This is a genomic window from Fretibacterium fastidiosum, assembly GCF_964642095.1.
Lineage (GTDB): Bacteria > Synergistota > Synergistia > Synergistales > Aminobacteriaceae > Fretibacterium > Fretibacterium fastidiosum.
The window spans coordinates 2,642,678-2,665,273 of sequence record NZ_OZ209244.1 but is presented as its reverse complement, the minus strand read 5'-3'; the positions used below and the strand labels follow the sequence as shown (position 1 = coordinate 2,665,273).

18 protein-coding genes are annotated in these 22,596 nt (G+C 64.9%); 10 read left to right on the top strand and 8 right to left on the bottom strand.

The features are described 5' to 3' along the window. Positions 1 to 46: 46 nt before the first annotated feature. From ACK28C_RS11975 to ACK28C_RS11965, 3 genes are all read left to right on the top strand, one after another. Complete coding sequence (locus ACK28C_RS11975) at positions 47 to 1,309, top strand: hypothetical protein (protein ID WP_409152240.1); 1,263 nt, start codon at positions 47 to 49, stop codon at positions 1,307 to 1,309. Positions 1,310 to 1,385: 76 nt separating this feature from the next. Beyond that, positions 1,386 to 2,672: a diaminopimelate decarboxylase gene (gene lysA, locus ACK28C_RS11970; RefSeq protein WP_409152239.1), complete on the top strand. Its 1,287-nt coding sequence runs from the start codon at positions 1,386 to 1,388 to the stop codon at positions 2,670 to 2,672. 73 nt (positions 2,673 to 2,745) lie between these two features. Further along, the gene (locus ACK28C_RS11965) at positions 2,746 to 3,651 is read left to right on the top strand and encodes a hypothetical protein (protein ID WP_208873876.1); all 906 of its coding nucleotides are present in this window, start codon (positions 2,746 to 2,748) and stop codon (positions 3,649 to 3,651) included. 123 nt (positions 3,652 to 3,774) lie between these two features. Here ACK28C_RS11965 and ACK28C_RS11960 read toward each other — a convergent pair whose 3' ends face one another. From ACK28C_RS11960 to folP, 4 genes are all read right to left on the bottom strand, one after another. After that, positions 3,775 to 4,833, bottom strand: a complete 1,059-nt coding sequence (locus ACK28C_RS11960) for a hypothetical protein (protein WP_208873877.1) — start codon at positions 4,831 to 4,833, stop codon at positions 3,775 to 3,777. Positions 4,834 to 4,859: 26 nt separating this feature from the next. Further along, positions 4,860 to 5,021: a hypothetical protein gene (locus tag ACK28C_RS11955; protein ID WP_015557162.1), complete on the bottom strand. Its 162-nt coding sequence runs from the start codon at positions 5,019 to 5,021 to the stop codon at positions 4,860 to 4,862. A 171-nt stretch (positions 5,022 to 5,192) separates the two neighbouring features. Then, positions 5,193 to 5,678 carry a 2-amino-4-hydroxy-6-hydroxymethyldihydropteridine diphosphokinase gene (gene folK / locus ACK28C_RS11950; protein WP_409152238.1) on the bottom strand — a complete coding sequence of 162 codons (486 nt, stop codon included), beginning with the start codon at positions 5,676 to 5,678 and terminating at the stop codon, positions 5,193 to 5,195. After that, positions 5,666 to 6,910 (bottom strand): dihydropteroate synthase, encoded by a 1,245-nt coding sequence (gene folP / locus ACK28C_RS11945; protein ID WP_409152237.1) that lies wholly within the window; start codon positions 6,908 to 6,910, stop codon positions 5,666 to 5,668. The genes folK and folP overlap by 13 nt, the downstream gene beginning before the upstream one ends. A gap of 457 nt (positions 6,911 to 7,367) precedes the next feature. On the opposite strand from folP, the gene ACK28C_RS11940 reads away from it, so the two are divergent. The 4 genes from ACK28C_RS11940 to ACK28C_RS11925 all read left to right on the top strand — a co-directional run bounded on the left by ACK28C_RS11940 (position 7,368) and on the right by ACK28C_RS11925 (position 14,126). Next, positions 7,368 to 8,084 (top strand): TetR/AcrR family transcriptional regulator, encoded by a 717-nt coding sequence (locus ACK28C_RS11940; protein WP_208873879.1) that lies wholly within the window; start codon positions 7,368 to 7,370, stop codon positions 8,082 to 8,084. A 30-nt stretch (positions 8,085 to 8,114) separates the two neighbouring features. Continuing rightward, positions 8,115 to 9,200: an efflux RND transporter periplasmic adaptor subunit gene (locus tag ACK28C_RS11935; RefSeq protein ID WP_409152236.1), complete on the top strand. Its 1,086-nt coding sequence runs from the start codon at positions 8,115 to 8,117 to the stop codon at positions 9,198 to 9,200. A 19-nt stretch (positions 9,201 to 9,219) separates the two neighbouring features. Then, entirely contained in the window at positions 9,220 to 12,327 is a 3,108-nt protein-coding gene (locus ACK28C_RS11930; RefSeq protein WP_015557164.1) for an efflux RND transporter permease subunit, read from the top strand. 365 nt (positions 12,328 to 12,692) lie between these two features. Continuing rightward, entirely contained in the window at positions 12,693 to 14,126 is a 1,434-nt protein-coding gene (locus tag ACK28C_RS11925) for a hypothetical protein (protein ID WP_208873881.1), read from the top strand. Positions 14,127 to 14,357: 231 nt separating this feature from the next. Here the strand turns inward: ACK28C_RS11925 and ACK28C_RS11920 are convergent, their stop codons facing one another. The 4 genes from ACK28C_RS11920 to cobT form a co-directional block, all read right to left on the bottom strand. After that, the gene (locus tag ACK28C_RS11920) at positions 14,358 to 15,056 is read right to left on the bottom strand and encodes a DUF554 domain-containing protein (RefSeq protein WP_015557165.1); all 699 of its coding nucleotides are present in this window, start codon (positions 15,054 to 15,056) and stop codon (positions 14,358 to 14,360) included. Between the two features lie 95 nt (positions 15,057 to 15,151). After that, entirely contained in the window at positions 15,152 to 16,360 is a 1,209-nt protein-coding gene (locus ACK28C_RS11915) for a pyridoxal phosphate-dependent aminotransferase (protein WP_409152235.1), read from the bottom strand. Between the two features lie 101 nt (positions 16,361 to 16,461). Next, positions 16,462 to 17,208 carry a 2,3-diphosphoglycerate-dependent phosphoglycerate mutase gene (gene gpmA, locus ACK28C_RS11910; RefSeq protein ID WP_208873883.1) on the bottom strand — a complete coding sequence of 249 codons (747 nt, stop codon included), beginning with the start codon at positions 17,206 to 17,208 and terminating at the stop codon, positions 16,462 to 16,464. A 144-nt stretch (positions 17,209 to 17,352) separates the two neighbouring features. Next, on the bottom strand, positions 17,353 to 18,441 hold the full coding sequence (cobT, locus tag ACK28C_RS11905) for a nicotinate-nucleotide--dimethylbenzimidazole phosphoribosyltransferase (RefSeq protein WP_015557166.1): 1,089 nt from the start codon (positions 18,439 to 18,441) through the stop codon (positions 17,353 to 17,355). A 417-nt stretch (positions 18,442 to 18,858) separates the two neighbouring features. Between cobT and cbiB the strand changes: the two genes are divergently transcribed. Genes cbiB through ACK28C_RS11890 form a run of 3 tightly spaced genes read left to right on the top strand, consistent with a single transcriptional unit; the run spans position 18,859 to position 22,430 of the window. Further along, positions 18,859 to 19,827 carry an adenosylcobinamide-phosphate synthase CbiB gene (gene cbiB / locus ACK28C_RS11900; RefSeq protein ID WP_015557167.1) on the top strand — a complete coding sequence of 323 codons (969 nt, stop codon included), beginning with the start codon at positions 18,859 to 18,861 and terminating at the stop codon, positions 19,825 to 19,827. 39 nt (positions 19,828 to 19,866) lie between these two features. Continuing rightward, entirely contained in the window at positions 19,867 to 20,931 is a 1,065-nt protein-coding gene (locus ACK28C_RS11895; RefSeq protein WP_015557168.1) for a histidinol-phosphate transaminase, read from the top strand. Further along, complete coding sequence (locus ACK28C_RS11890) at positions 20,928 to 22,430, top strand: cobyric acid synthase (protein ID WP_015557169.1); 1,503 nt, start codon at positions 20,928 to 20,930, stop codon at positions 22,428 to 22,430. Before ACK28C_RS11895 ends, ACK28C_RS11890 begins: the two co-directional genes overlap by 4 nt. Positions 22,431 to 22,596 lie beyond the last annotated feature (166 nt).

Below are 22,596 nucleotides of genomic sequence, written 5' to 3'. Positions count from 1 at the left end.
CGAGCCGGAGTACTGGAGGACGTTTCATCGTGAGGGGGAGTTTGCCTTGCCGGCTGTAAAACTTCATTTTGAAACCATCAAACCCCGTATCATCCGGGCACGGGAGCTGTCCGAGACGCGGGAGCTCCTGGCGGACCTCCTCGTCATGCCGGACGCGCGGCTCCTTCAGATTTTCGGCGTCTCCCGCTGGCAGCCCAGGGAGGTTCACGGCCTGAAGGACCGCATCTTTGCGGGCGTCGTGGGCGAGCTGGCCCGAAACGGCTGGAAGTGCGACTCGGCCTCCTTCGGGACGGGACGCCGGGACACGTTTTTGATGGAGATGGCCCGCCGCGGGTTCGCTCAGACGGTGGACTGCCTCCTCTCCATTGGGGCGGACGCGGACTACAATACGCGGGGTTATGGGGATTCCACGGCGCTGATGGCTGCCTGCGACCCGAACATCATGAGGAGGCTTCTGAAGCACAAGGCGAACCCGATGGAGGTCAACGCCTCCAACGAGACGGATTTCACCTACAAGCTCCTCTCCGGCCTGACCACCGGGGCGCGCTTCTACCTTTACAACACGGGGAACATCCCGTTTCAGCCGCTGCTGGACAACTTCAGGGACTGCGTTCTGAGCCGCAGGACCGTGCCCTACAACCCCATGTTTCCCCTGTGCCTCGTGCCCGTGGTCCCGGAGGGCGTCCACTACAGGAACATCGTGGACGAGAAGCTGGTGGACGCCATGTTTCGGAACCAGTACCTGCCGTTCTCATCCAAGGCGCTGACCTGCGAAATCGACTCGGGGCTCACCGTCTGGCACTACATCCGCACGAAGATGAAGAACGCGCGGGAGGCGTCGCCCGCGCTCCTGACGGCGTACCTGGCCTGCATGAGCAAGAAGTCGGCCTTTCAGACCCCGTCGGACTTCGCCTGCGTCGAGGAATACCTGGAGAAGCCCCTGCCCCGCGACCTCTCTGCTCAGGGGGTGATCTCAAAGTCCCTGTTCGTCCACATGCTCTTCTCCCTGGGGGGACTCTCTCAGATGGAGCTCCTGCGGTGGCTGCTCCTCCTGGGCAAGGTGAACCGGCGGATCGCCTTCTGGATGGATTTCTTCGGCGAGGAACCCTTCAGGGTCACGAACTCGTCGAGGCTGATGGACAACCGGAGGGGCGACACCCACGTCCTGCAGGAGCTGAGCGCCGTGCAGTCGTTGCTCTCCCTGCGCGTCGGGGTGTCGGACAACTTCGGCGAGTTCCCCATCCCCGAGGGGCTCTCGAACCCCACGGCGGACGGGTCGCAGCAGCTCGTTCGGGACTTCAGGCTCTAGGTGCGGGGTCAACCGCCCTCAAGCGGCGTGTTCTTGTTGATGCAGTGCCTTCAAAACGGCAGCGGGAGGGGTTTGGATGGCTCATCTTCTCTGGGGCGGGGCGGACTGCGTGGAGCTTGCGCGGAGCTTCGGAACGCCCCTCTACGTCCTGGACGAGGCCGTGATCCGTGCCCGGTGCGCGGAGGTTCGGCGGGATTTTCTGTCGCGCTGGCCGGGGACCGACGCCTGCTACGCCAGCAAGGCCTTCGTCACCCGCGCGATGGCCCGCATCGTCGATCAGGAGGGGCTGGGCCTCGACGTCGTGTCGCTGGGGGAGCTCCGCACGGCCCTCTCTGCGGGCTTCCCGCCGGAGCGCATCGAGCTTCACGGCAACGCGAAAAGCGAGGTGGAGCTCCGGACGGCCCTCGAGGTCGGCGTGGGGCGGATCGTCGTGGACAGCCTGATGGAACTCGACGTGCTGGCGGACCTCGCGGAGGAGATGGGCCGGCGGGCGCGGATCCTGCTGCGCGTCGCGCCGGGGGTTTCCGCCAACACGCACGCCTTCATCGACACGGGGCGGGTTGGGAGCAAGTTTGGCCTGCCCCTGGAGGGGGACCTTCTTTTCGAGGCCGTTCGGCGGGGGATGGCGCGGAGTGGGCTGGACCTTTTGGGCCTGCACTTCCACGTGGGCTCGCAGCTCTTCGAGCCGGACGCTCACCTGCGCTCCCTGGTCCGCGTCCTGGAGGCGGCGGCGGAGCTGAGGGCCAGGTTGGGCTTTGAGCTGCGTGAGCTGAACTTCGGGGGCGGCTATGGGGCGCGGAGCAACCCGTCGGAGTCCCACGTCCCCATCGCCCTCTTCACCGACGCCATGATGGGGGCTCTGGAGCGGGAGTGCGCGACCCGTGGACTGAAGCGTCCTGTCGCGTCCATCGAGGCGGGGCGCTGGATCGTCTCGGAGGCAGGGATCACCCTCTACCGCGTGGAGGTCGTCAAGGAGCTGCCGGGCCTCACCTACGTGGCGGTGGATGGCGGCATGGCGGACAACCCGCGTCGTCCGCTCTATGGCGCGGTGTACGAGGCGGTCTCGGCGGAGCGGCCCGACGCGGTGGCGGACCGGAGCGGCAGCCGCGTCTCCGTCGTGGGCAGGTGCTGCGAGTCCGGCGATGTTCTGATCGAGGACGCACGCCTGCCCGCCCTCAGGCGGGGGGAGGTGCTGGCGGTCTTCAACACGGGGGCCTACACCTTCTCCATGGCCAGCAACTACAATCGGCTCTGCCGCCCCGCCGTCGTCCTCGTCCGCGACGGGCGGGCGGACCTCATCGTGCGGCGCGAGACGCCGGAGGACCTGCTGGCGGGGGACGAGATTCCGGATCGCCTGGTGTAGAGAGAGGTTGTTTTTTTGCTTTTTTAGTAGTAAAGTTTAAGCAGTCTATCTTTAATCTTGGAGGGATATTGAATTGTATCGTAATAGGTTCAATGCGGTACTGTTTCTCTTGGCGTTTGTTGCGGGCGTCCTCGCCCCGTCGGGTCAGGCGTTGGCCGTCTTGAAGGGCTACACCGCTCCCAATCCTGTGGACCTCTCCTACTCCGTCACGATGCCGAAGGCCATCCACTTCGCGACGGAATCGGGCCGGGACCTTACGGGAGATGGCCTCATCCTTGAGACGAGGGCGAATCTCTTCGTCGACGTGACAGACACCGACAGGGACGGCAGGATCGACGCGGGCGACTACTCGGAGATCACCTACAGGAACCAGGCGATGGTCACCGTGTCCATCGACATCACGCCTGCGGATTTGGCTGCCGTCTCGGCGGATTTCCCAGGCCTGACCGCGAGCAGCCTGGACAACTTCAGCGATCTGCAATACTACCTCCCGGAGAAAGCGAAGAAGGTGAAGGAGGACTGGGCTAAGAAGGCGGAAGAACTCCAGCTCAATTATCGGCGCGGAGTGTACGTATGGACTTCCACGATCGGCGGGGCCAATAAAGACGCCATCACGCTCAGCATGCCTAACGGCAAATTGGACCTGACCGCCTATCCCTACCGTCTGACGTCGTCGCCCATTACTGTCACGGCCACGCAGCAGGGGGGGGACGATAACGCCAAGTTCCCGGAACAGTACGCCACGCTGACTTACGAGTTCTCTCATGAACGCAGCGGTGGGGTGTCGGTCGTCTCGGGCGATGTCGTCAACAAAGGAATCCTGCCCCAGACGCCGCTGTTGAACTTCACGGTGCGCCCCCGCGACCAGGGTGGTGCCGGCGGCGACAACGGCGGCGGAAGCTGCGATGCCCTTGGGCTTGGCACGGCGCTCTTGGCGCTCCCGGCCCTTGGACTGGTGAGGCGCCGGAAGCGCGGATAGCGGAGGCCTCCCTGCGGATCGGACCGAAGCGCACGAGGAAAAGACAGTTAAAATATCAAAGGCCCCCGACCATCGCCGGGGGCCTTTGATATTGGGCTGGGAAATCGGGCCTCTGCGGGCAGGTCACATGAAGAGGTAGCGAACGGCCAGCAGGAGCCCCACCACCGAAACCCCCAGCATGGCGAAGAAGAAGAGGTCGTCCAGGGCCACCACCTTCCGCTCCTTTTCGACGACGGCCCGCTTCGTCTTCAGCCGCAGGTCCTTTGTCAGCGTCAGCAGTCCAAGGATCTCCGGACTGATGCGCAGGTAGATGTAGGTCTTGTCCTTCCGACGGTCGATCTCCTCCACGGGGAAGGTTGGGGACTGGTTCGTGCTCTCCAGAAACTTCTGCACCAGGCCGCCCGTCCCCGCGTTGTTCTTGATGGTGACCTCCACCACGTCGTTGGGGGCGAGCTCCGAAGCCGCCTTTCCCCAGACGGGATCGATGATGGGCAGGCACTGAACGATCGTCTCCTCGAAGGGCTTTTCCGCCCTTTCCTCATCGCCCCCGGCCTCGTCGGACTCCCCGGACGGGCTCTCCATGGGCGTCAGCAGCCCCGCTTCCTCCAGCTCCTTCCGCGTCAGAAACTCCACGTCGCTGGCCACGTTGAAGAAGTTGTGCGTGGCGCGCTCGAACCCGTGGCGGATATCGTTTTCGATGCGGAGCAGCACCCGCTTGGCGTCGAGGCGGCCCTCCTCGAAGAGCTCCGCGCGGTCGGCTTCCTGAAAGAGGTCCGGCAGGATGGCGTTGAGCTTTTCGCCCCATATCGCGTCGTAGGGCCCCAGCTGCGAGAGGAGCCTCATGAAGGACCTCCAGGGCTCGCTGGGCTTGAAGGTGATCTCGGTGTCCGCGCGCGTCAGCCACAGGGTCTGGTTGACGGTCTTCGTGCTGTGTCCGTCGTAGATCAGACAGAAGGCACCGCAAAGGTCCCCGTGCTTTGGAGTGAAGAAGGTGTACTTCAGCGCTACGTAGCCTGGGGCGTCGCCCTCCTGCGCTCCAGCGGCAGGCGGTTCGCCCCCTGCCGCCTGCGTGAGTGCGTCCTCCACCAGGCCGGGCGCGACCTCTGGCGTGTGCGGCAGTGACGCCTCCGGCGTCTCCGCCGCGGAGGGCTGCGGGTGGGCCGCAGGGTCGTTTGACAGCATATCCGCTGGCAATCGGATCAGCTCCTTCAACGGACGGAGTAGCTCTTGGCGCTCCAGGATTTCCCGCGCTTCATCTCGCCCGATATCAGCTCAAGGTAGCGGCCCAGACATTCGGGGCAGCGCTTCGACGAGTCGTTGGCCTCCGCCTCAAACTCCTTTTTGCATTCAAGACACCTGAACTTTGCCATTGAGAATCCCTCCTCACCTCGGTTTGAATTGGGGCGCCGCGTCTCAGGGCCTTCGCTTCCCGCCGCCGCCCCCCGCGCCCGGACGGAGCCCCTCTCCTGCGAACTGCCTCTATAATCATAGGCAAAAGGCCGCCTTTGGTCAATGGCGTTTTTTCGGGAACCTCCGGCAGGTCACAGGGCCGCGATCCGGAGCGGCGGGCAGTCCGAGGCCTGAGACCGGGCCATGTCCGCAACCGTTCGTCCCAGCGCCGGGTGGCGCCAGTCGGGCAAAATTTGCGCCAGGGGGACCAGGACGAACTCCCGGTCCCCCAGGTGGGCGTGGGGAATCCGAAGGTGCGGGGACTCGTAGAGAAGCGAACCGCAGAGGAGGATGTCGACGTCGATGTTCCGCGCCCCCCACCGCACGGTCTCCCTGCGCCCCATGTCGCGCTCGATTCCCTTTACGGCGGCCAGCAGGGCCTCGGGGTCGAGGTCGGTCTTCAGCAAGAGGCAGGCGTTGAGAAAGCGGGGCTGCTCCGTAATGCCCCAGGGCTCCGTCTCGAAGACGTCGCTCCTCTTGAGGACGGCGCCCAGCCCCTCGAGGCGGTGGAGGGCCTGACGCAGGTTGGCCAGACGGTTCCCCAGGTTGGCCCCCAGGGCGAGGGCTAACGGCTCCATGGCGCCGCCCCTCGCATGGCCCGCGCCATCGAGAGCGCCTGGCGGTTCTCCCTCACGTCGTGCACCCGGATCATCTCGACCCTCCCCTCCAGCAGCGCGGAGACGGCGGCCGTCCTCTGCAGGCGGTCCCCCGGCCGGTCCTCCCCGGAGGACGTGAAGCGCTTTCGGGAGTGCCCGATCAGGATGGGGAGGCCGTGGACCCTCAGGGCCTCGAGTTCCTTGAGGAGGGTCAGGTTCTCCTGACCGCCCTTGCCGAACCCGATGCCGGGGTCCAGGATGATGCGGTCCCGGCTCAGGCCCGCCGCTTCCGCGGCGCGAAGCCGCTCCTCGAAGTAGAGGTGGAGCTCCGTCATCAGGTCCTCGCTGGGCGGGACGTCCTGCATGGTGGAGGGACGCCCCTTGATGTGGGAGAGGATGTAGGGCAGGCCCGTAGCGGCCGCGCAGGGCAGCATGGCCTCGTCCAGGAGGAAGCCGCCCACGTCGTTGATGACGTCCGCTCCCTCCTCCGCCGCCGCGCGGGCCACGGCCCCCTTGTAGGTATCCACAGAGATCACGGCGTCCGGGCAGGCGCGCCGCAGCACCCGAAGCGCGGGCAGGAGGCGCTCCAGCTCATCCTTCTCGGAGACGGGAAGGGAGCCAGGGCGGGTGGACTCCGCCCCCAGGTCCAGGACGTCCGCGCCGTCCGCGAGCATCTCCTGGCCCCGGCGCAGCAGGTCCTCCGTGCCGTCGACGCGGCTTGCCGGGTGGAAGGAGTCCGGCGTGAGGTTCAGGATGCCCATGACCTTCGTCTCGCGGTTCAGTTCGAGGCTGCGCCCGCCGGGCAGGGCGAGGCGCCATCGGTCGGCCCTCAGCCCCCGGACGGCGGAGGACAGCGCCGCCCGGAGCTCCGGAAGCCCCCAGCAGTCCAGGGATTCGAGTTTTTGCAGCAGCCGGTCGATCTGAGAGTCCGTCCCCATCAAGAGGACCCCGCTGGTCTTACACGTCCCGTCGATGACGCCCCGCGCGACGACGGCGTCGCCCCCGCGGGCCAGAAGCTCCTGCTTGAGGAACGCCGCGGCGCGGTAGTCCGCCTCGGGCACGAAGAGGTGCAGCACCCGCCGCTTGGGGCCAAGGTAGCGCAGCGATCGGGGGTCGGCCCCGATGCGCTCGACGATCGCGGCGAGGTCGTCCGCCTCCGTCGCAGTCAGCGGAAAGACGGCCGCTCCCGTTTGTTTGACGTCCTTTTCCTGCATTGGTCTGCCTCCTGACGTTTTGTGCGGCCGGCGGTCTGGAGGGGACATAAAGTCCCTGGTCCTCCGAAACCTGAACGGCCGCTTCATCCGCCCGTTATTGTATAGCAAAACATCAGTCGCAGCAAGGAACTGGCGGTCGATGTCGGTCCTCCCCCCGCCCGGAGCGGTCGCACCACCGCGCTGCCCTTGCCCTTCGTGAACCGGGCGCCGGCGACGCTGCCGTGCGGAGCGCGCAGCCGCTGTCCCCATATGGGCCTCAGGACCCGTTGACCTTTGATCGAAAAACAGTATAATCGTACAACCCAGTGGTTGGACCACTCGGTCGAAACGACCGGTTGGGCCGATGGGCCTTGGGTTGGGACGGGAAGGGTGAGAGTGGTGAGACCGCTTTTGATTAGGATGCCGTTCTTCGGCGAGTGGAGTGGGGGAGGTGGAGGCTATTTCGAGGCGCGACGGGTTGAGTGAGGAGAAACGCCAGGCGCTGATCGATGCAGCCGTCGGCGAGTTCAACGAGCACGGGCTTGAGAACGCTTCGTTCAACCGGATCATCGAACGGTCCGGCGTCAGCAAGGGAACCGTTTACTATTACTTCGAGAACAAGGGCGCGCTGCTGGACATGGTGCTTCAGGACATTGGGGAGCGCGCCCTGCGGGCGCTGCCGGAGCGGCCGCTGCCGGAGACGGAGGACGAGTACTGGCCGGCCCTGTGGGAGGAGCAGGAGCGCGAGTTCGACTTCTTCGCGGACAACCCGGAGCTTGGGCAGATCATGATGCTCTCCCTGGGGGAGTGTGGGATCGGGGACGGCGAGGGACGGATGCTCCACGGCTCCCTGCTTCACCTGTTCCGGCGCAAAGAGGCGCTGATCCGGCGGGGACAGGAGCTGGGCCTCGTGCGAAGCGACCTCGGCGTAGGCCCTCTCATGAACGTGATGCGGTCGATCGGCAAGGCCCTCTGCGTTTCGATCTTAGGGGCCGACGTCCGGTCGTTCATGGCGCTTCCCGCCGCGGAGCGGGTGGAGCGGTCCCACCGCTACCTTGCCCTCATGCAGGACCTGGCGCTGCGGGTGTTGAGCGCGGGCGAGGTCGGGGCGGGCGGAGTCGTCGAGCGCTGGAGAGCGGCGGAGGAAGGGGCGGTTCTGTCGCTCCGGTCGGGCTCCATGAGCTTTGCAGGATAAGGAGTGATTGCGCGTATGTGGAGGAACTTGATGGGCGTTCTGAATAAGGTGCGGGTGCTGCTGTGGGTCGGGGCCCTGGCGATGGTGGGGACGCTGGTGACCGTCCAGGTCATGGCGAAGATGGAACAGGCGGAGGCGAACCTGCGCTCCCTGGAGCGCGAGACGGAGACCGTCTATCCCGTCACGACGGAGGTCCTGAAGACCTCCGACTGGAACACGTGGCGGAGCTACTACGGGCAGGGCAAGTCGGCCCACACCCAGAACGTGACGGCCTACGAACGCGAGATCGTGCGCGCGGTCCACGTGCAGGTGGGGGATCGCGTCAAGCCGGGGCAGACGGTGGTCACCCTCATGGTGGCGGACCGTGGGGCCAGGGTGCAGGCGCAGCTCACGGGTTACGACGAGGCGAAGCTGAACTACAACCGGCTGAAGGAGCTGCACGCCAAGGGCGGAATCTCGCAGTCCGAGGTGGACTCCGCCTACGCGACGCTGAAGTCCGCCGAGGCGCAGCTGAAGAGCTCCCAGTCCACCCTGCAGCGCACGGAGCTGAAGGCCAGCATCGAGGGCATCGTGGCCGCGCGCAACGTGGAGCCGGGCGAGGTGGCGGAGGCGGGGATGACCCTCATCGCCATCGTGGACCCGCGGGAGATGGAGGCCGAGCTCATGGTTTCCAAGAAGGACATCTTCAAGATCAACAGGAACACCTCCGTGGACGTCTACGTCGATGGCGTGCGGAGCGCGGGCTGGGTGAAGCGCACGAGCCCCGAAGCCCAGACGGGGTCGGGCCTGTACCCCGTCGTCGTCGGCCTGCCGGAGAAGAGCGGCATCCTGCCGGGCTCCTACCTCGAGGGGCGCTTTTTGGTGGACCATCAGCCGGGCGTCATCGTCATCCCCTCCAACGTCGTGATCTACCGCAGCGGCGGCCAGGCCGTGTACCTGGCGTCGGGCGACGTGGCCCACAGCGTCCCCATCACCACGGGCGACGGGCGCGAGGGCCGCGTGGTGGTCACCTCGGGGCTCAAGGCGGGCGACGAACTGATCGTCAGCGGCAGCCGCGTGCTTTACGAGGGCGCCGCCATCACGCGGGACGCGCCCGGCGGGGCTCAGAAGATGTAGGGGGGACGAGGCTCACACCATGAGAAGTTTTGTCCGCTTCTGCATCTACCACCCCGTTTTCACGGCCTGTTCGGTGGTCGTCTGGGTCCTGCTGGGCGTCAGCAGCTACTTCACGCTAGGCGTGACGCTCTACCCGGACGTGGAGCTGCCCTTCGTCCTGGTGCGGACCACCTACGACGGCGCAGGCCCCAACGAGATCGAACAGCTGGTGACCAAGAGGATCGAGGACGAGTTGGCCGACGTGGACAACCTGAAGTCCCTCACCAGCTACTCCCAGGACGGCGTGTCCATGATCGCCGTGGAGATGGAGTCCGGGACGAATCAGGACCTGGCGCTCTTGAACGTCAACAACGAGGTCAAGGCGGCAATCCCGGACCTCCCGGACGGCGCGGACGAGCCCGTCTGCATGAAGTTCGACATCAGCTCTCAGCCCTTCCTCACCGTCGCCTTTGCCGCGGACTCCATGCCGGAGAAGGCGGCGAAGAAAATCATCGAGGACCGCATCCAGCCCATCGTGTCGCGCGTCGAGGGCGTGGGGCAGGCCTACGTCTCCGGAGGCCGGGACCGCCAGATCCAGATACTGCTGGACCCCTCGGCGCTCAACGAGTACGGCATCAACTACCTCCAGGTCTGCAACGTGGTGGCGGCCAACAACCAGACCACGCCCACCGGCTACGTCACCCAGAGGCAGGACGAGATATCCCTGCGCCTGGTGGGCGAGTTCAACGACGTGGAGCAGCTGGAGAACATCCTGATCCCCACCTCCAGGGGAGAGCCGGTGCGGCTCTCCATGCTGGGGCAGGTGGTGGATGCGGAGGTGGACCAGCGCAGCCTCGCCCGCGCCAACGGCAGCCCCGTGGTGCTGCTGCGCGTCAGCCCCAGCTCCAACGCGGACGTCGTGAAGGCCGGCGCGGAGATCAAGCGCCAGCTGGCGCGCCTGATGAGGGACTACCCCGCCTTCACCTACGAGTACACCCAGGACGACACCTCCTACGTGGAGTCCGCCGTCAAGAACATCGTGCGGGACACGGGCATCGGCATCCTGCTGACGGCCCTGGTGATCTACCTCTTCCTTGGGCGCCTGTCGGCCACCTTCATCGTGGCCTGCTCCATGCCCGTGGCCTTCGCGGCCACCTTCGTGCCGCTCCAGATGTACGGCTACACGCTGAACCTGATGAGCACCCTGGGGTTGGCTCTCTCCATGGGCACGCTGGTGATGAACGCCATCCTCATCATCCAGAACATCTACCGCTACCGCGACATGGGCTGCGACCCCTTCAAGGCGGCGGAGGACGGGACGGTGGAGATATCGGTCTCCGTCCTGGCGGGCGTCCTGACGAACCTCGGCGTGTTCATGCCCGTGGCCATGATGAACACGATTTCGGGCCAGTTCCTGAGGCCCTACGCCGTCACGATCGTCTACGCCACGATCTTCTCGCTGTGGGTGACGATGGCCGTCACGCCCTGCATGGCGGCGCGCATCAGGCGCCAGGAGGGTGACGCGGAGCTGCCCCTCATGGGCCGCATCCTGACGGGGTGGTGGAATTGGCTCTTCGACGGGTTCCGCGACCTCTTCGTCCTCCTGCTGAAGGGGGCCATGCGGTTCCCGGCCTCCACAGTCCTCCTGGTGCTCCTGATGACCTGGGGCTCGCTGAAGCTGGGCGGCTTCGTCGGAACCCAGTTCATGCCGGAGTCGGACGACGGAACGATCCGCATCTTGGTGACGCTTGACAACAACGCCTCCATCACCCGGACGCGGGACGTCCTGGAGCAGGTCGAGGCCTTCATCGAGGGGATGGAGGACCGCAAGTGGATTCGCAGCGTCGTCTCGAGCGTGGCGGGGTCCATGCGCAGCCAGGCCTTGAACGAGGCGAACGTCAGCCTCTACCTCGTCAACGCGGAGGAGGGGCGGCCCTCCACCCAGGAGATCGCGGACCGCATCCGTCCCTTCCTTGCGACGCTTCCCGGCGTGGAGTACTCCGTTTCGGCAACCCGCGCCGGCTTCAGCGACCCCATCTCCATCGAGGTCAGGGGGACGGACCTGAACGTGCTGTACTCGGTGGCGGAGGAGATTCGCGCCCGCGGGCGCAAGGTGCCGGGCGTGCGCGACCTCGCGATCGGAATGGAGCTGGGCAAGCCGGAGCTTCGGGTGGAGCCCATCCGCTGGCGCCTCTCGCCCCTGGGGCTCAACATTGCGGATCTGGCGCGCATCGTCCGCGGCTACCTCATCGGCATGAATTCGGGAAAGTTCCGCCAGGACGGCTACGAGTACGATATCAAGGCGCGGCTCAGCCGGGAGAAGGCCGGGGACATCTTCAAGGTGCATGAGCTGCCCGTCATGACGGGCAACGGCCTGGTGCCCCTCGACGAGATGGCGAACGTCGTCTGGGGCGACGCGCCGACGGAGATTCAGCGCAAGGACCGCGTCCGCATCGTGCCCGTGACGGGCCGCGTGCGCTACATCACGACGGGCGAGGGCAACGCGCGCATGAAGGAGATAACGGACGCCATGACCCTGCCCGAGGGCGTCACGATCTCCTTCGGCGGCGAGGCCGAGGACATGGCGGAGGAGTTCGCCGAGCTGATCCGCACCCTCGTCATCGCCATCGTCATCACCTACCTGGTGGTGGCGGCCATCCTGGAGTCCTGGACCTACGCGGCGATTATCCTCTTCACGGTGCCCATGGCGGCCATCGGCGTGGTGCCGGCCCTGATCGTCACGGGCGTCAACATCTCGATCTTCGCCATCATCGGCATGATCATGCTGGTGGGCATGGTGGTCAACAACGCCATCGTCATCGTGGACTACGCCGAGGTCCTGAGGGGGCAGGGCAAGCACCCCTACGAGGCCATCGAGGAGGCCTGCGTGGTGCGCTTCAAGTCCCTGGTCATGGCGGTCGTCACGTCTGTCGTCTCCCTGATCCCCCTGCTCTCGACGGGACGCGGGGCCGAGATGAAGCTTCCCATCGCGGTGGTCGCCATCGGCGGGCTGCTGGCGGGCGGCTCTTTGGCGATGGTCTTCATCCCGTCGGCGTACAAGCTCACCTGGCGCATCCGGCTGTTCCTGGGGAGGCACAGGGGCGCAGGGGCCAACTGGCGGAGGGGCACGCAGAGGTGTAAAGCGTAAAAGCAGGGGCGGCGGGATTGATCCCGCCGCCCCTGCTTTAAACTTTGTGCCGCAATCGCTGACGCGATTGCATAAGCTGCGTCGTCTGGCCGAGCTACGGAAGTCCCCCGGACTTCCTTCGCCCTCAGCCGACCGACACGACGCCGACCGCCTGTCGGCGTCCGTAAGTCGTGTCGTATGGCTGACCCCCTCCGGTTCGCTGACGCGAACCACCTCCCCTTTCATAAGTGAGACAGCAAATCTTTGATTTGCGTCGTCGAACTTAGGAGCTTCATCAGGGGAGGCAATCCATATTAAACGCGATTTGGTATTATTATGGGTGTGGATATCGTTCAGTAACTTATTCCGGGAGGAGGAAGTGCGAGATGAAAAAGAACTTGTTGTTATGCATATTTACGATAATGATTTTTCCCGGATTTTCGGGTGGAAGTGTTGCTGCCGAAGTAAAATATCCTGAAAGAGTTACAGCTTCAGGGGACTTGCCTATTTTGCTTAAAAATATGCCTCCTTTGAAGCTGGGCAAAGAGCTTGAATGGAAAAAAACAGGAGCGCACAACCTGCCTTCCCCTGAATTTGATTGGAGAAAAAAGGGGCGTTACGATAAATATGCTGTAAATATTGTTTTGTTTGGAAACGATTGTCAACAGGAAGCGAAAAAAAATGTAATCAGTGAAAACCATATAGAGTGTGAGTTTAATTCCGGGGTCGTTGGTTTGGGGAGTTTTACAAAATACGCTGTATTGACGGAAGAGGGTACGCCGGCAGAAGATAGAAGAATTCTGGAAACGCCGAGGATATTATTGCATAACTATCCATATTCCGATAAAAAAAGCTCAGCAACCAAACGCCTGTTTCCCGAGAAAAAAATTGATGTGTCCCTGGTGAAAAACCCAATCAAGGTCGGGGAGGAATTTGTCCTTCATGGTAATGTAAGCCCCAACTCGTCTGGTGTTGGCGGAGAGATAATCATTGAGGTATTTGATGGTTTGCCCTCTTTAATGAGTCTGTTCTCCGGAGGTGAACGCCTGATTGAAACTGATCTTGACGAAGAGGGTCATTTCATGATTCGATCAGCTGTTGATAAACCTGGAAGATACACTTTGTTTGCGCGAATGATTGACCCGACGACAAAACAATGGCTTGCTTCCCGGGCTATAAAACTTGATGTGACGCCGCACGTAGGCGCTGTTTCTCTCCTTTACTTTCGTGATACGATGGTTATCGTCAGCGAAGAGGGGAAGGATGTATTGCCTTTGCTGATAGCGCAGGGTAAGGCTGAGGATTGGGAAGTATCCTCACCCGCTCTGTTTGGAACGTACTACAGCTTTGAAGATCCGTCAATGGCAAGGGTAACGGAAGAGGGATTTATTGAAGGGATAAAACCGGGCAGGACGGTTATGCATGCAAATTTCCGAGGGCAAAAGGCCTCCATACCAGTTTTAATCACGCCGAAACTCGTCCCTCCCCAGGAATCGGTTGTTCGTCTAAAACAACCGATTCAACCGCAAACACCTGTTCCTTTGAACCCGGTTTGGGGAAGCGTCTTTTCAAAAGGAGAAAAGATTACTTTAAGCGTCACCTCTTTTGACAGTTCGATGGGCGACGTTATGAGTTCGAGTTTCTGGCAGGTTCGTGAAGCTGGTGGTAAACGTATTGTAGCCGACCTTCGAATAGGCACTGAAAACTATGCGGAGTGGATTCCTCCAAGAAACGGCGTTTTTGAATGGAGTATGAGCTACTTTCATAGCAGAGGAAGAACGAAGGAAACGCCTTGGGTGAAAATTGTAGTTCAAGATTGATCCCCAATTCGCAGGCAAAGTTTTTAACGTGCGGCAGAAACGGGGTTCGTGCGTTTTCTGCCGCACCTGATGGGGCAAGGCCTGAGTCAGCTTGACTTGAACAATAACGGCCTTGATCCCCGATAAGGTTGCCACAACCTGTGGATTTGGAGGACAAAACCACGATTGGCAGAAACTCGCTGTGTGGCCTTGCGCTCCGGGAGCGCACGCACGGCGACGGTCCCAGGCCGGTTACAGCAGCACCGTGATGAGGACGACCAGCGCCAGGCCGGGCAGCAGGTCGCAGAGCTTGAGCTTCGTGAGCCCCAGGAGGTTCAGCCCGATGCCGAGGATCATGAGCCCTCCCAGGGCCGACAGGTTGGTGTACAGCCGCTCCGTGAGGAAGGGCGCCATGTGGACCGCCAGAAGGGTCAGCCCGCCCTGATAGAGGGCTATCGGCAGGACGGAGAACAGGACCCCCGGTCCTAAGGACCCGGCCAGGAAGACGGACGCGACGCCGTCTATGACGCCCTTTGTCACGAGCAACGTGGGGTCGTGGCGCAGGCCGTCGTCGATGGCGCCGATGATGGCCATGGAGCCGATGCAGAAGAGCAGCGTCGCCGTGACAAACCCCTGTGTGAAGGGGCCTTCCGCAAGGTGAAACCGCGCCTTCAGGAGGTCGCCCAGCCCGTTCAGCCGGTCGTCCAGCCGAAGCCAGTCCCCGATGAGTGCGCCCAGGACGAGGCTCGCCAGGACGGCGACGGCGTCCTGCATCTTCAGGCCCATGCCCACGCCGAGGCAGAGCGTGAAGAGCCCGATGCAGTGGAAGATCGTGTCGTTCAGGCGTTCGGGGATGAAACGCCCTAGGGCGAGGCCCAGTGAGCCGCCGAGGGCGATGGCAGCGACGTTGAAGAGCGTTCCCCCGGCGGGGACCCCGCTTAAAAATTCCATGGAATGACGCAGCTCCTTAATCTTTGGCTTTTTGCCCGGGCTTGAAAAAAAAGGCCGGCAGGGTGCCCCCCGCCAGCCCCTGCGTTGGGCCGACGCTATGCCCGGATGGCCTCAATGCGTCCGGGGTAGGCCGCTACGGCCTGCTTCAGGATGTTCCCCGACTTGATCAGGTCCTCCGTCTTCAGGACGTAGGCCAGCCGCATCTCGTCCTTTCCGCGCCCCGGCGTGGCGTAGAAGCCGCTGCCCGGCGCGCCCATGGTCGTCTCGCCGTTGACGTCGAAGTTCTGAAGCATCCAGATGATGAACTTCTCGCAGTCGTCCACGGGGAACTTCACCATGATGTAGAATGCGCCCTTGGGCTCCTCGCAGATGACGCCGTCGATCTCCTTCAACGCCTTGTAGAGCGTGTCGCGGCGCGTCTTGTACTCCCGGTTGACCTCCTCCAGGTAGCTCTTGGGCGTGGCGTAGAGGGCCGTGGCGCCCACCTGCTCCAGCGTGGAGACGCAGAGGCGGGCCTGGCAGAGCTTCAGGACCTGCGCCATGAAGTCCTTGTTCTTGATGGCGATGCAGCCGATGCGCGCGCCGCACGCGCTGAATCGCTTGGACACGGAGTCGATCATGATGACCCGGTCCCGGATGTCCGGGAAGCTGGCGAAGCTCGTGAACTTGTCGCCGTCGTAGGTGAACTCGCGGTAGACCTCGTCCGCGATGATGTAGAGGTCGTGCTTCTTCGCCAGCTGGGCCGCAGCCTCCAGCTCCTTCTGGGTGTAGACGGCGCCCGTCGGGTTGCCGGGGTTCGAGAACCAGAGGGCCCTCGTTCGGGGCGTGACGAGCTTCTCGATCACCTCCATGGGGGGCAGGTGGAAGCCCTCCTCGGCCCTCGTGGGGATGGGGACGATCTTCGCCAGCGCGGAGTTGGCGAAGGTGTTGTAGTTCGCGTAGAAGGGCTCCGGCAGCAGGATCTCGTCGCCGGGGTCGCAGATGGCTTGCACGGCGAAGGAGAGGGCTTCGCTGCCGCCGTTGGTGATGTAGATGTCGTCCCGGTCGTAGGGGATGTCCCAGGCGTGGTAGTAGGCGCTGATGGCGTCGCGCAGCTCGTTGCGCCCCTGCGAGGCGGCGTAGGCGATGGTGTCCACCTTGAAGCTGCGGATGGCGTCAAAATACCCCTGGGGCGTCTTGATGTCCGGCTGGCCGATGTTGAGGTGAAAGACCTTCTTGCCCTTGGCCTTCGCCTCGTCGGCGTAGGGGATGAGGCGGCGAATGGGGGATGCGGACAGCGCTTTGATTCGTTCGGAAAAACGCATGACGATGACCTCCTTAACGTTTTAAATGAGTCAATGAACGATGTCGTGCTCGGAGGACAGGACCGCGGGTTTGGATTGCGCGCGTCCTCCGCGCTTTGGGATCACTTCGCCTTGCCCTGGTTCGCGACGGCAGCCTGAGCCGTGGCGATGGCGTCGGCGTCGCCGAGGTAGCGGTGGGATTCGGGCGTCATGTCGTCGTTCAGCCGGTAGAGGAGCGGGACGCCCGTCGGGATGTTGAGCTCCAGGATGTCCTTGTCGGAGATGTTGTCCAGGTACTTCACGAGAGCCCTCAGGCTGTTGCCGTGGGCCGCGATGATGACCCTGCGTCCGGCGCGGACCTCCGGGACGATGGCCTCCTGCCAGTAGGGGACCACGCGGGCCACGGTGTCCGCCAGGCACTCGCCCGCGGGGAGTTCCGATTTCGTGAGGTTCGCGTAGCGCGGGTCCTTCCCCGGATAGCGTTCGTCGTCCTCCTTCAGGAACGGCGGGCGCACGTCGTAGCTGCGGCGCCAGATCTTCACCTGCGCGTCGCCGTACTTCGCCGCGGTGTCCGCCTTGTTCAGCCCCTGGAGGGCGCCGTAGTGGCGCTCGTTCAGCTTCCACGAGTTCCGGATGGGAATCCACATGAGGTCCATCTCCTCCAGGACCAACCACAGCGTCTTGACGGCCCGCTTCAGGACCGAGGTGAAGGCCAGGTCGAAAGCGCAGCCCTCCTCCTTCAGGAGCTGCCCTGCGACCCTGGCCTCCTGAACGCCCTTCTCGGACAGCGGCACGTCCGTCCAGCCCGTGAAGCGGTTCTCCCTGTTCCATGCGCTCTCGCCGTGACGTATCAGGACGATCTCGTACACTGAAAAGGCCTCCCCTCAAGTTTGAAGAATCCTTCCGCGGCACGGCCGCGTCGTCCGCGCGAAGGACGCAAAAAAATCCTTTCTGATGTATGGCTCAAGAATATCAGAAAGAGGCGGATTTTTCAATTTGTGCGTTTGTGTGTGCTATTGCTTCAGCACCTCCCGGTACTCCGACTCCAGCGACACCTCCGCAAAGGTCCCCATCTCGTTCATGACGGTCAGCGCGTCGTCCACGATCTGCATGGCGATGGGGCAGCCCGTCCCCTCTCCCAGCCTCATGCCCAGCGTGACCAGGGGGTGCAGCCCCATGGCCTCCGCCACGGCCGCGTAGGCCGGCTCCACCGACCGGTGGGACGCGATCAGGAACTCCCTGGAGAGCGGGGCGATGCGGGAGGCCAGGAGCGCCGCCGCGATGGCGATCACCCCATCGACCACCGCCGGGACGCGGTAGGCCGCCGAGCCCAGGAAGACGCCCGTCATGGCCGCGAGGTCGAGTCCTCCGACGCAGGACAGGATATCGAGGGCGTCCTGCGGGTCGGGACGGTGTCGGTCCAGCGCTCCGAGGATCACGCGCTTCTTCGTCTCGAAGGCCGCGTCCGTCAGGCCGCCTCCGCGCCCGACGAGGGCGCTGTCCCGCGAGTCCAGCGCGGCCATGATGCAAGCCGCGGCCGGCGTCGTGTTGCCCATGCCCACCTCGCCTGCCCCCAGGATCTGATAGCCCTCCTCCCGCGCCCGCCCCGCGCACTCGATGCCGAACTCGACGGCCCGCCGCGCCGTTTCGGGCGTCATGGCCCGTCCCCTAGCGAAGTTCTCCGTCCCCCTTGGCATGAGCTTGCAGCTTGCGTCCACCCTGGGCGTCGGGCCCAGGTCCCGGACGCCCAGGTCAAAGAGGCGGAGGTCCACCCCGGCCCTGCGGCACAGCACGTTGATGCCGCAGCCCACGTCCGCCGCGTAGAACTCCATCAGCACCCTGGTGAAGTATTGCGGTGAGCCCGATACGCCCTCGTCGTAGACGCCGTGGTCCGACCCGAAGAGCAGGTGTACCCGCCGGTCGATGGAGTTCTTCACCTTTCCCGTGATGCCCGCGAGGCGAATGGAGAGCGCCTCCAGCTCCCCAAGGCTCCCCACGGGCTTCAGCAGGCCCTTTTGGCGCTCCTCGGCGGCCCTCACGGCCGCCGCGTCCAGGGGCGCGATGCGCGCCACCGCTTGCTCGATCGTCAAGTGTTCCTGCATGTTCAAAAATTCCTCCGAAGGTCATGAATTTCGCCCCTTTTAGGGGGGCTGAGAAACGCGCTTCTTCTTTTCGCCTCCCCTGAAAGGGGAGGTGGTCCGGAGGACCGGAGGGGTTGTTTCTCATGCTCAACGTCCCCCCTTCGGGGAGCCTTCCGGCTGCCGTTAGCCCCTGCTCACGGGCTGTCAGTCCCAATCCCCACGCGCTTCGCGCGGCCCGATGAAGTTTCAGACACTGAAGGGAGCCCATACGGTTGACAGCTCTCAACGACTTAATCAGTGTTTTCCCTAGAGCAAAGCTTCAATCAAAGCTTCAGGCAAAGCTTCCTGACGCAGCCCGTATACATTGTATAATAAAAATCGACGGGCGGCGAACCTGTGTGGCCCCCTCGAGTTCTTTCGTCGAAAAGAGGATGTGTCATGACCTTCCCAACCGTGCTGTGCTTTGCCCTCCTGCTGGACGTCCTGCTGGGCGACCCCCACGCCCTGCCGCATCCCGTCGTCGGGGTCGGCCGCCTCATCCGCTTCTGGGAGGGGCGGCTCTACCCGGGGGCGGGTGCCCCCTGCGCCGTCGTCCGGGGCGCAGGCCTCTGCGCCCTCGTGCTGCTCTCGACGCTCGTGGCCGCCGCCGGCCTGCTGTGGGCGGCGGGCTGGGACGGCGGCCTCGCGGCGGCGGTCGAGGTGTACCTGCTCTACGCGGCCTTGGCGTGGCGCTCCCTGAAGGATGAGACGATGCCCGTCGCGCTGGCGCTGTTCCGCCGGAACCTGCCTGGGGCGCGGGCGGCGCTGTCCCGCGTCGTGGGACGGGACACGGAGAACCTGAACGAGCCCTCCATCGTGCGCGGGGCCGTCGAGACCGTCGCGGAGAACTCCGTGGACGGCGTGATGTCCGTCCTGTTCTTCGCGGCGCTGGGCTGGGCCGTCGGAGAGGGCGCCGGCATGGTCCTCGCCGTCTGGGGCTTCAAGGCGGCCAGTACCATGGACTCCATGGTGGGCTACGAAAACGCGCGCTACCATGAGTTTGGACGCGCTGCGGCGCGGCTGGACGACGCGCTGAACTTCATCCCCGCCCGACTCGGCGGCCTCGCCATCCTGGCGGCCGGCGCGTGCCTCGGCATGGACGCAGGGGAGGGGATGCGGGTCTTCCTGCGCGACAGGAGAAAGCACAAGAGCCCCAACAGCGCCCACGGGGAGAGCGCCTTTGCGGGGCTTCTGGGGCTGAGGCTGGGGGGTGACGCCCTCTACGGCGGCGTCCCCGAATCCCGCCCCTGCCTGGGGGACGGGACCCGGACGCCCGAGGCGGCGGACGTCCTGCGGGCCCACAGGCTGCTGGATGCGGCGTCGGCCCTCTTCGCCCTGCTCTGCGCGCTGCCCTTCCGGCTCGCCTGAGCCCTTCCCCCTGTGACGGCTATGACTGCGGAAAAGGGCATGAGCCAGCCTTCCCCGGGCGGAACCCTCCGCGCGCTGCGGGCGCACGGGGCGAACCCGGAGAAGCTCTACGCCGCGCTCGGCATCCCCATGCCGGCGGACGTCATCGACTTCAGTACGAACGCCTGCGCGCTCCCCTGGCCCGACGAGGCGGTGGGCCGGGCGATCGACACGGCGCGTTTGGCGTCCGCGTACCCGGACGACGAGTGCCTGGCGCTGCGCCGCCTCATCGCCGCCCGCGAGGGCCTCGCCCTGGAGAACGTCCTCGTCTCGAACGGCTCCAACGAGGCGCTGTACCTTCTGGCCTCCTTCTTCGCCGGGCGCCGCACGGCGGTGCTCCAGCCCTCCTACGGGGAGTACGCCCGCGCGCTTCGCGCCTTCGGGGCGGAGGTGGAGGACGTCTTCAGCCTCGATGCGGCAGGCGGCGCCGACCTCTTGATCCTGTCCAACCCCTGCAACCCGACGGGGGCCTACCTCCCGCCCGATGAGCTGGCCCGCTTTGCGGCGGACCACCCGGACGCGACCCTCGCCGTTGACGAGGCGTACATCGACTTCCTCCTGACGCGGAAGGGAGAGAGGCTCGACGTGCGCGCGCTGCCGAACGTCCTCCTGCTGCGCTCCCTGACCAAGACGTACCACCTGAGCGGGGCGCGCATCGGCTACGTGCTGGCGGGGGAGGGGTGGATCCGGCGCCTGGGGAGCCGTCAGCCGACCTGGAGCGTCAACGCCTTCGCCCAGGCGCTGGCCCTGGCCTTCATGGAGGACGAGGGCTTCCTGGCGAGGCTCCGAACTCACTACGCCGAGGAGACGCCCCGCCTGGTCCGCGCGGTGGAGGCGGCGGGCTTTCGCGTGCGGCCGTCCTGCGTACACTACTTTCTGATGGAGACGGAGGACGACGAGGCCCTGATTCGGGGCCTGATGGAGCGGGGCATCGTGGTGCGCCACACGCGGAACTTCCCCGGCATCGAGGGGCGGTGCGTCCGCATCGCCACGCGGACGTGCCAGGAGGACCGGCGGCTCGCCGGCGCGCTGAGAGAACTGAGGGAAAGGGGCGTTTGTCGATGAAGGGGATCATGGTGCAGGGGACCTCCAGCGATTCGGGGAAGAGCTTTCTGGTCACGGCGCTCTGCCGACTGCTCTCCGACCGGGGCTTTCGCGTCTGTCCGTTCAAGTCCCAGAACATGTCGAACAACGCCTGCGTCACGCGGGACGGGCGCGAGATGAGCCGCGCCCAGGCGGTGCAGGCGGAGGCCGCGCGGCTTGAGCCCGAGACGTTCATGAACCCCATCCTCCTGAAGCCGCGGCGGGACGTGTCCTCGGAGATCGTGCTGGAGGGCCGCGCGCTGGACACGCCGGCGGAACGCGGCTACTACCGCACCTTCACCCGGACGCTGGGCATCGAGGCCGTGCGCCGCGCCCTGCGCCGCATCGAGGAGCGATTCGACGCGGTGGTCATCGAGGGGGCGGGCAGCCCGGCGGAGGTCAACCTGAACGAGTTCGAGATCGTGAACATGCGCGTGGCGCGCGAGGCGGACGTCCCGGTGGTGCTGGTGACGGACGTGGACCGCGGCGGGTCCCTGGCCTCCATCGTCGGCACGCTGGAGCTTCTGGGGGAGGACCGCGGTCGGGTGAAGGGCCTGATCTTCAACAAGTTCCGCGGCGACAGGAGCCTCTTTGACCCTGCCGTCGTCTGGATCGAGCGGCGCACGGGAGTGCCGGTCCTTGGGGTGATGCCCTGGGTGGAGGGCGCGGCCATCGCGGGCGAGGACTCCCTGAACGTCCACTGGGGCCGGACGGGAGGCGAGGGCCTCTCCATCGGGGTCGTGCGCTTTCCGGGGCTGTCGAACTTCACGGACCTCGACCCCTTTGAGCTGGAGCCGGACGTGGAGCTTGTCGGCCTGGATGCGGACACGCCCGAACGGACGCTTCGTTCCCTGGACGCCGTGCTCCTGCCCGGCTCCAAGAACACGATGCGCGACATGGCGTGGCTCGAGAGGACGGGGCTGGCCCGAGCCGTCCGCGAACTCAGCCGCGCAGGGAGATGCGTCTTCGGGCTCTGCGGCGGCTACCAGATGCTGGGGGAGCGCCTGTTGGACCCGGACCTGAAGGAGAACTCGGAGATTCGGGAGATCGAGGGGCTGGGGCTCCTGCCCTCCGTGACGGCCTTCGGCGCGGGGGAGAAGCGCACAGTCCGCACCGAGGGCCGGGTGCGGCGCCAGCTCTCCGCTGGCGAGGTCCCCGTGGCGGGCTACGAGATCCACTTCGGCGTCACCCACCCCGTGGAGGGGAGCTCCTGCCCCGCGCTGCTGGACGTCGCGGGAGGCGGCGTCGAGGGGCTGGCCCGTCCGGACCTCTCCGTGGCGGGCACGTACCTGCACGGCATCTTCGACGCCGACGCCTTCCGGGCGCTGTGGCTCAACGCGGTGCGGCGTTCGCGCGGCCTGGAGGAGCGGGCCGTCACGGACACGAGGGCCATGAAGGAGCACGCCTACGACGCCCTGGCTCGTGCGGCGGAACGGCATTTGGACGTCGGCGCGATCCTGAGGCTGATGGGGCTCGCGTGATTCCAATTCCCCATCCATATCCTTACGTTGTTGGGGGCGCGTCATGGGAATGGGCCCGCTTCCCTCCCGCGGCAGGGGAGGAAGCGGGCCCACTCGTTTTCCTAAAGGCCTTGCCGGTTTTGATACCAATTTGCGTCTAAAGGGAAAGAAAGGCCCCCCTGCAAGG

What these genes read in the sequence shown, in the direction of transcription:
- lysA (WP_409152239.1), top strand. Translation starts at nt 1,386, where the DNA reads ATGGCTCATCTTCTCTGGGGCGGGGCGGACTGCGTGGAGCTTGCGCGG.
- ACK28C_RS11960 (WP_208873877.1), bottom strand. Translation starts at nt 4,833, where the DNA reads ATGCTGTCAAACGACCCTGCGGCCCACCCGCAGCCCTCCGCGGCGGAG.
- ACK28C_RS11955 (WP_015557162.1), bottom strand. Translation starts at nt 5,021, where the DNA reads ATGGCAAAGTTCAGGTGTCTTGAATGCAAAAAGGAGTTTGAGGCGGAG.
- folK (WP_409152238.1), bottom strand. Translation starts at nt 5,678, where the DNA reads ATGGAGCCGTTAGCCCTCGCCCTGGGGGCCAACCTGGGGAACCGTCTG.
- folP (WP_409152237.1), bottom strand. Translation starts at nt 6,910, where the DNA reads ATGCAGGAAAAGGACGTCAAACAAACGGGAGCGGCCGTCTTTCCGCTG.
- ACK28C_RS11935 (WP_409152236.1), top strand. Translation starts at nt 8,115, where the DNA reads ATGGGCGTTCTGAATAAGGTGCGGGTGCTGCTGTGGGTCGGGGCCCTG.
- ACK28C_RS11930 (WP_015557164.1), top strand. Translation starts at nt 9,220, where the DNA reads ATGAGAAGTTTTGTCCGCTTCTGCATCTACCACCCCGTTTTCACGGCC.
- ACK28C_RS11925 (WP_208873881.1), top strand. Translation starts at nt 12,693, where the DNA reads ATGAAAAAGAACTTGTTGTTATGCATATTTACGATAATGATTTTTCCC.
- ACK28C_RS11920 (WP_015557165.1), bottom strand. Translation starts at nt 15,056, where the DNA reads ATGGAATTTTTAAGCGGGGTCCCCGCCGGGGGAACGCTCTTCAACGTC.
- ACK28C_RS11915 (WP_409152235.1), bottom strand. Translation starts at nt 16,360, where the DNA reads ATGCGTTTTTCCGAACGAATCAAAGCGCTGTCCGCATCCCCCATTCGC.
- cobT (WP_015557166.1), bottom strand. Translation starts at nt 18,441, where the DNA reads ATGCAGGAACACTTGACGATCGAGCAAGCGGTGGCGCGCATCGCGCCC.
- cbiB (WP_015557167.1), top strand. Translation starts at nt 18,859, where the DNA reads ATGACCTTCCCAACCGTGCTGTGCTTTGCCCTCCTGCTGGACGTCCTG.
- ACK28C_RS11895 (WP_015557168.1), top strand. Translation starts at nt 19,867, where the DNA reads ATGAGCCAGCCTTCCCCGGGCGGAACCCTCCGCGCGCTGCGGGCGCAC.
- ACK28C_RS11890 (WP_015557169.1), top strand. Translation starts at nt 20,928, where the DNA reads ATGAAGGGGATCATGGTGCAGGGGACCTCCAGCGATTCGGGGAAGAGC.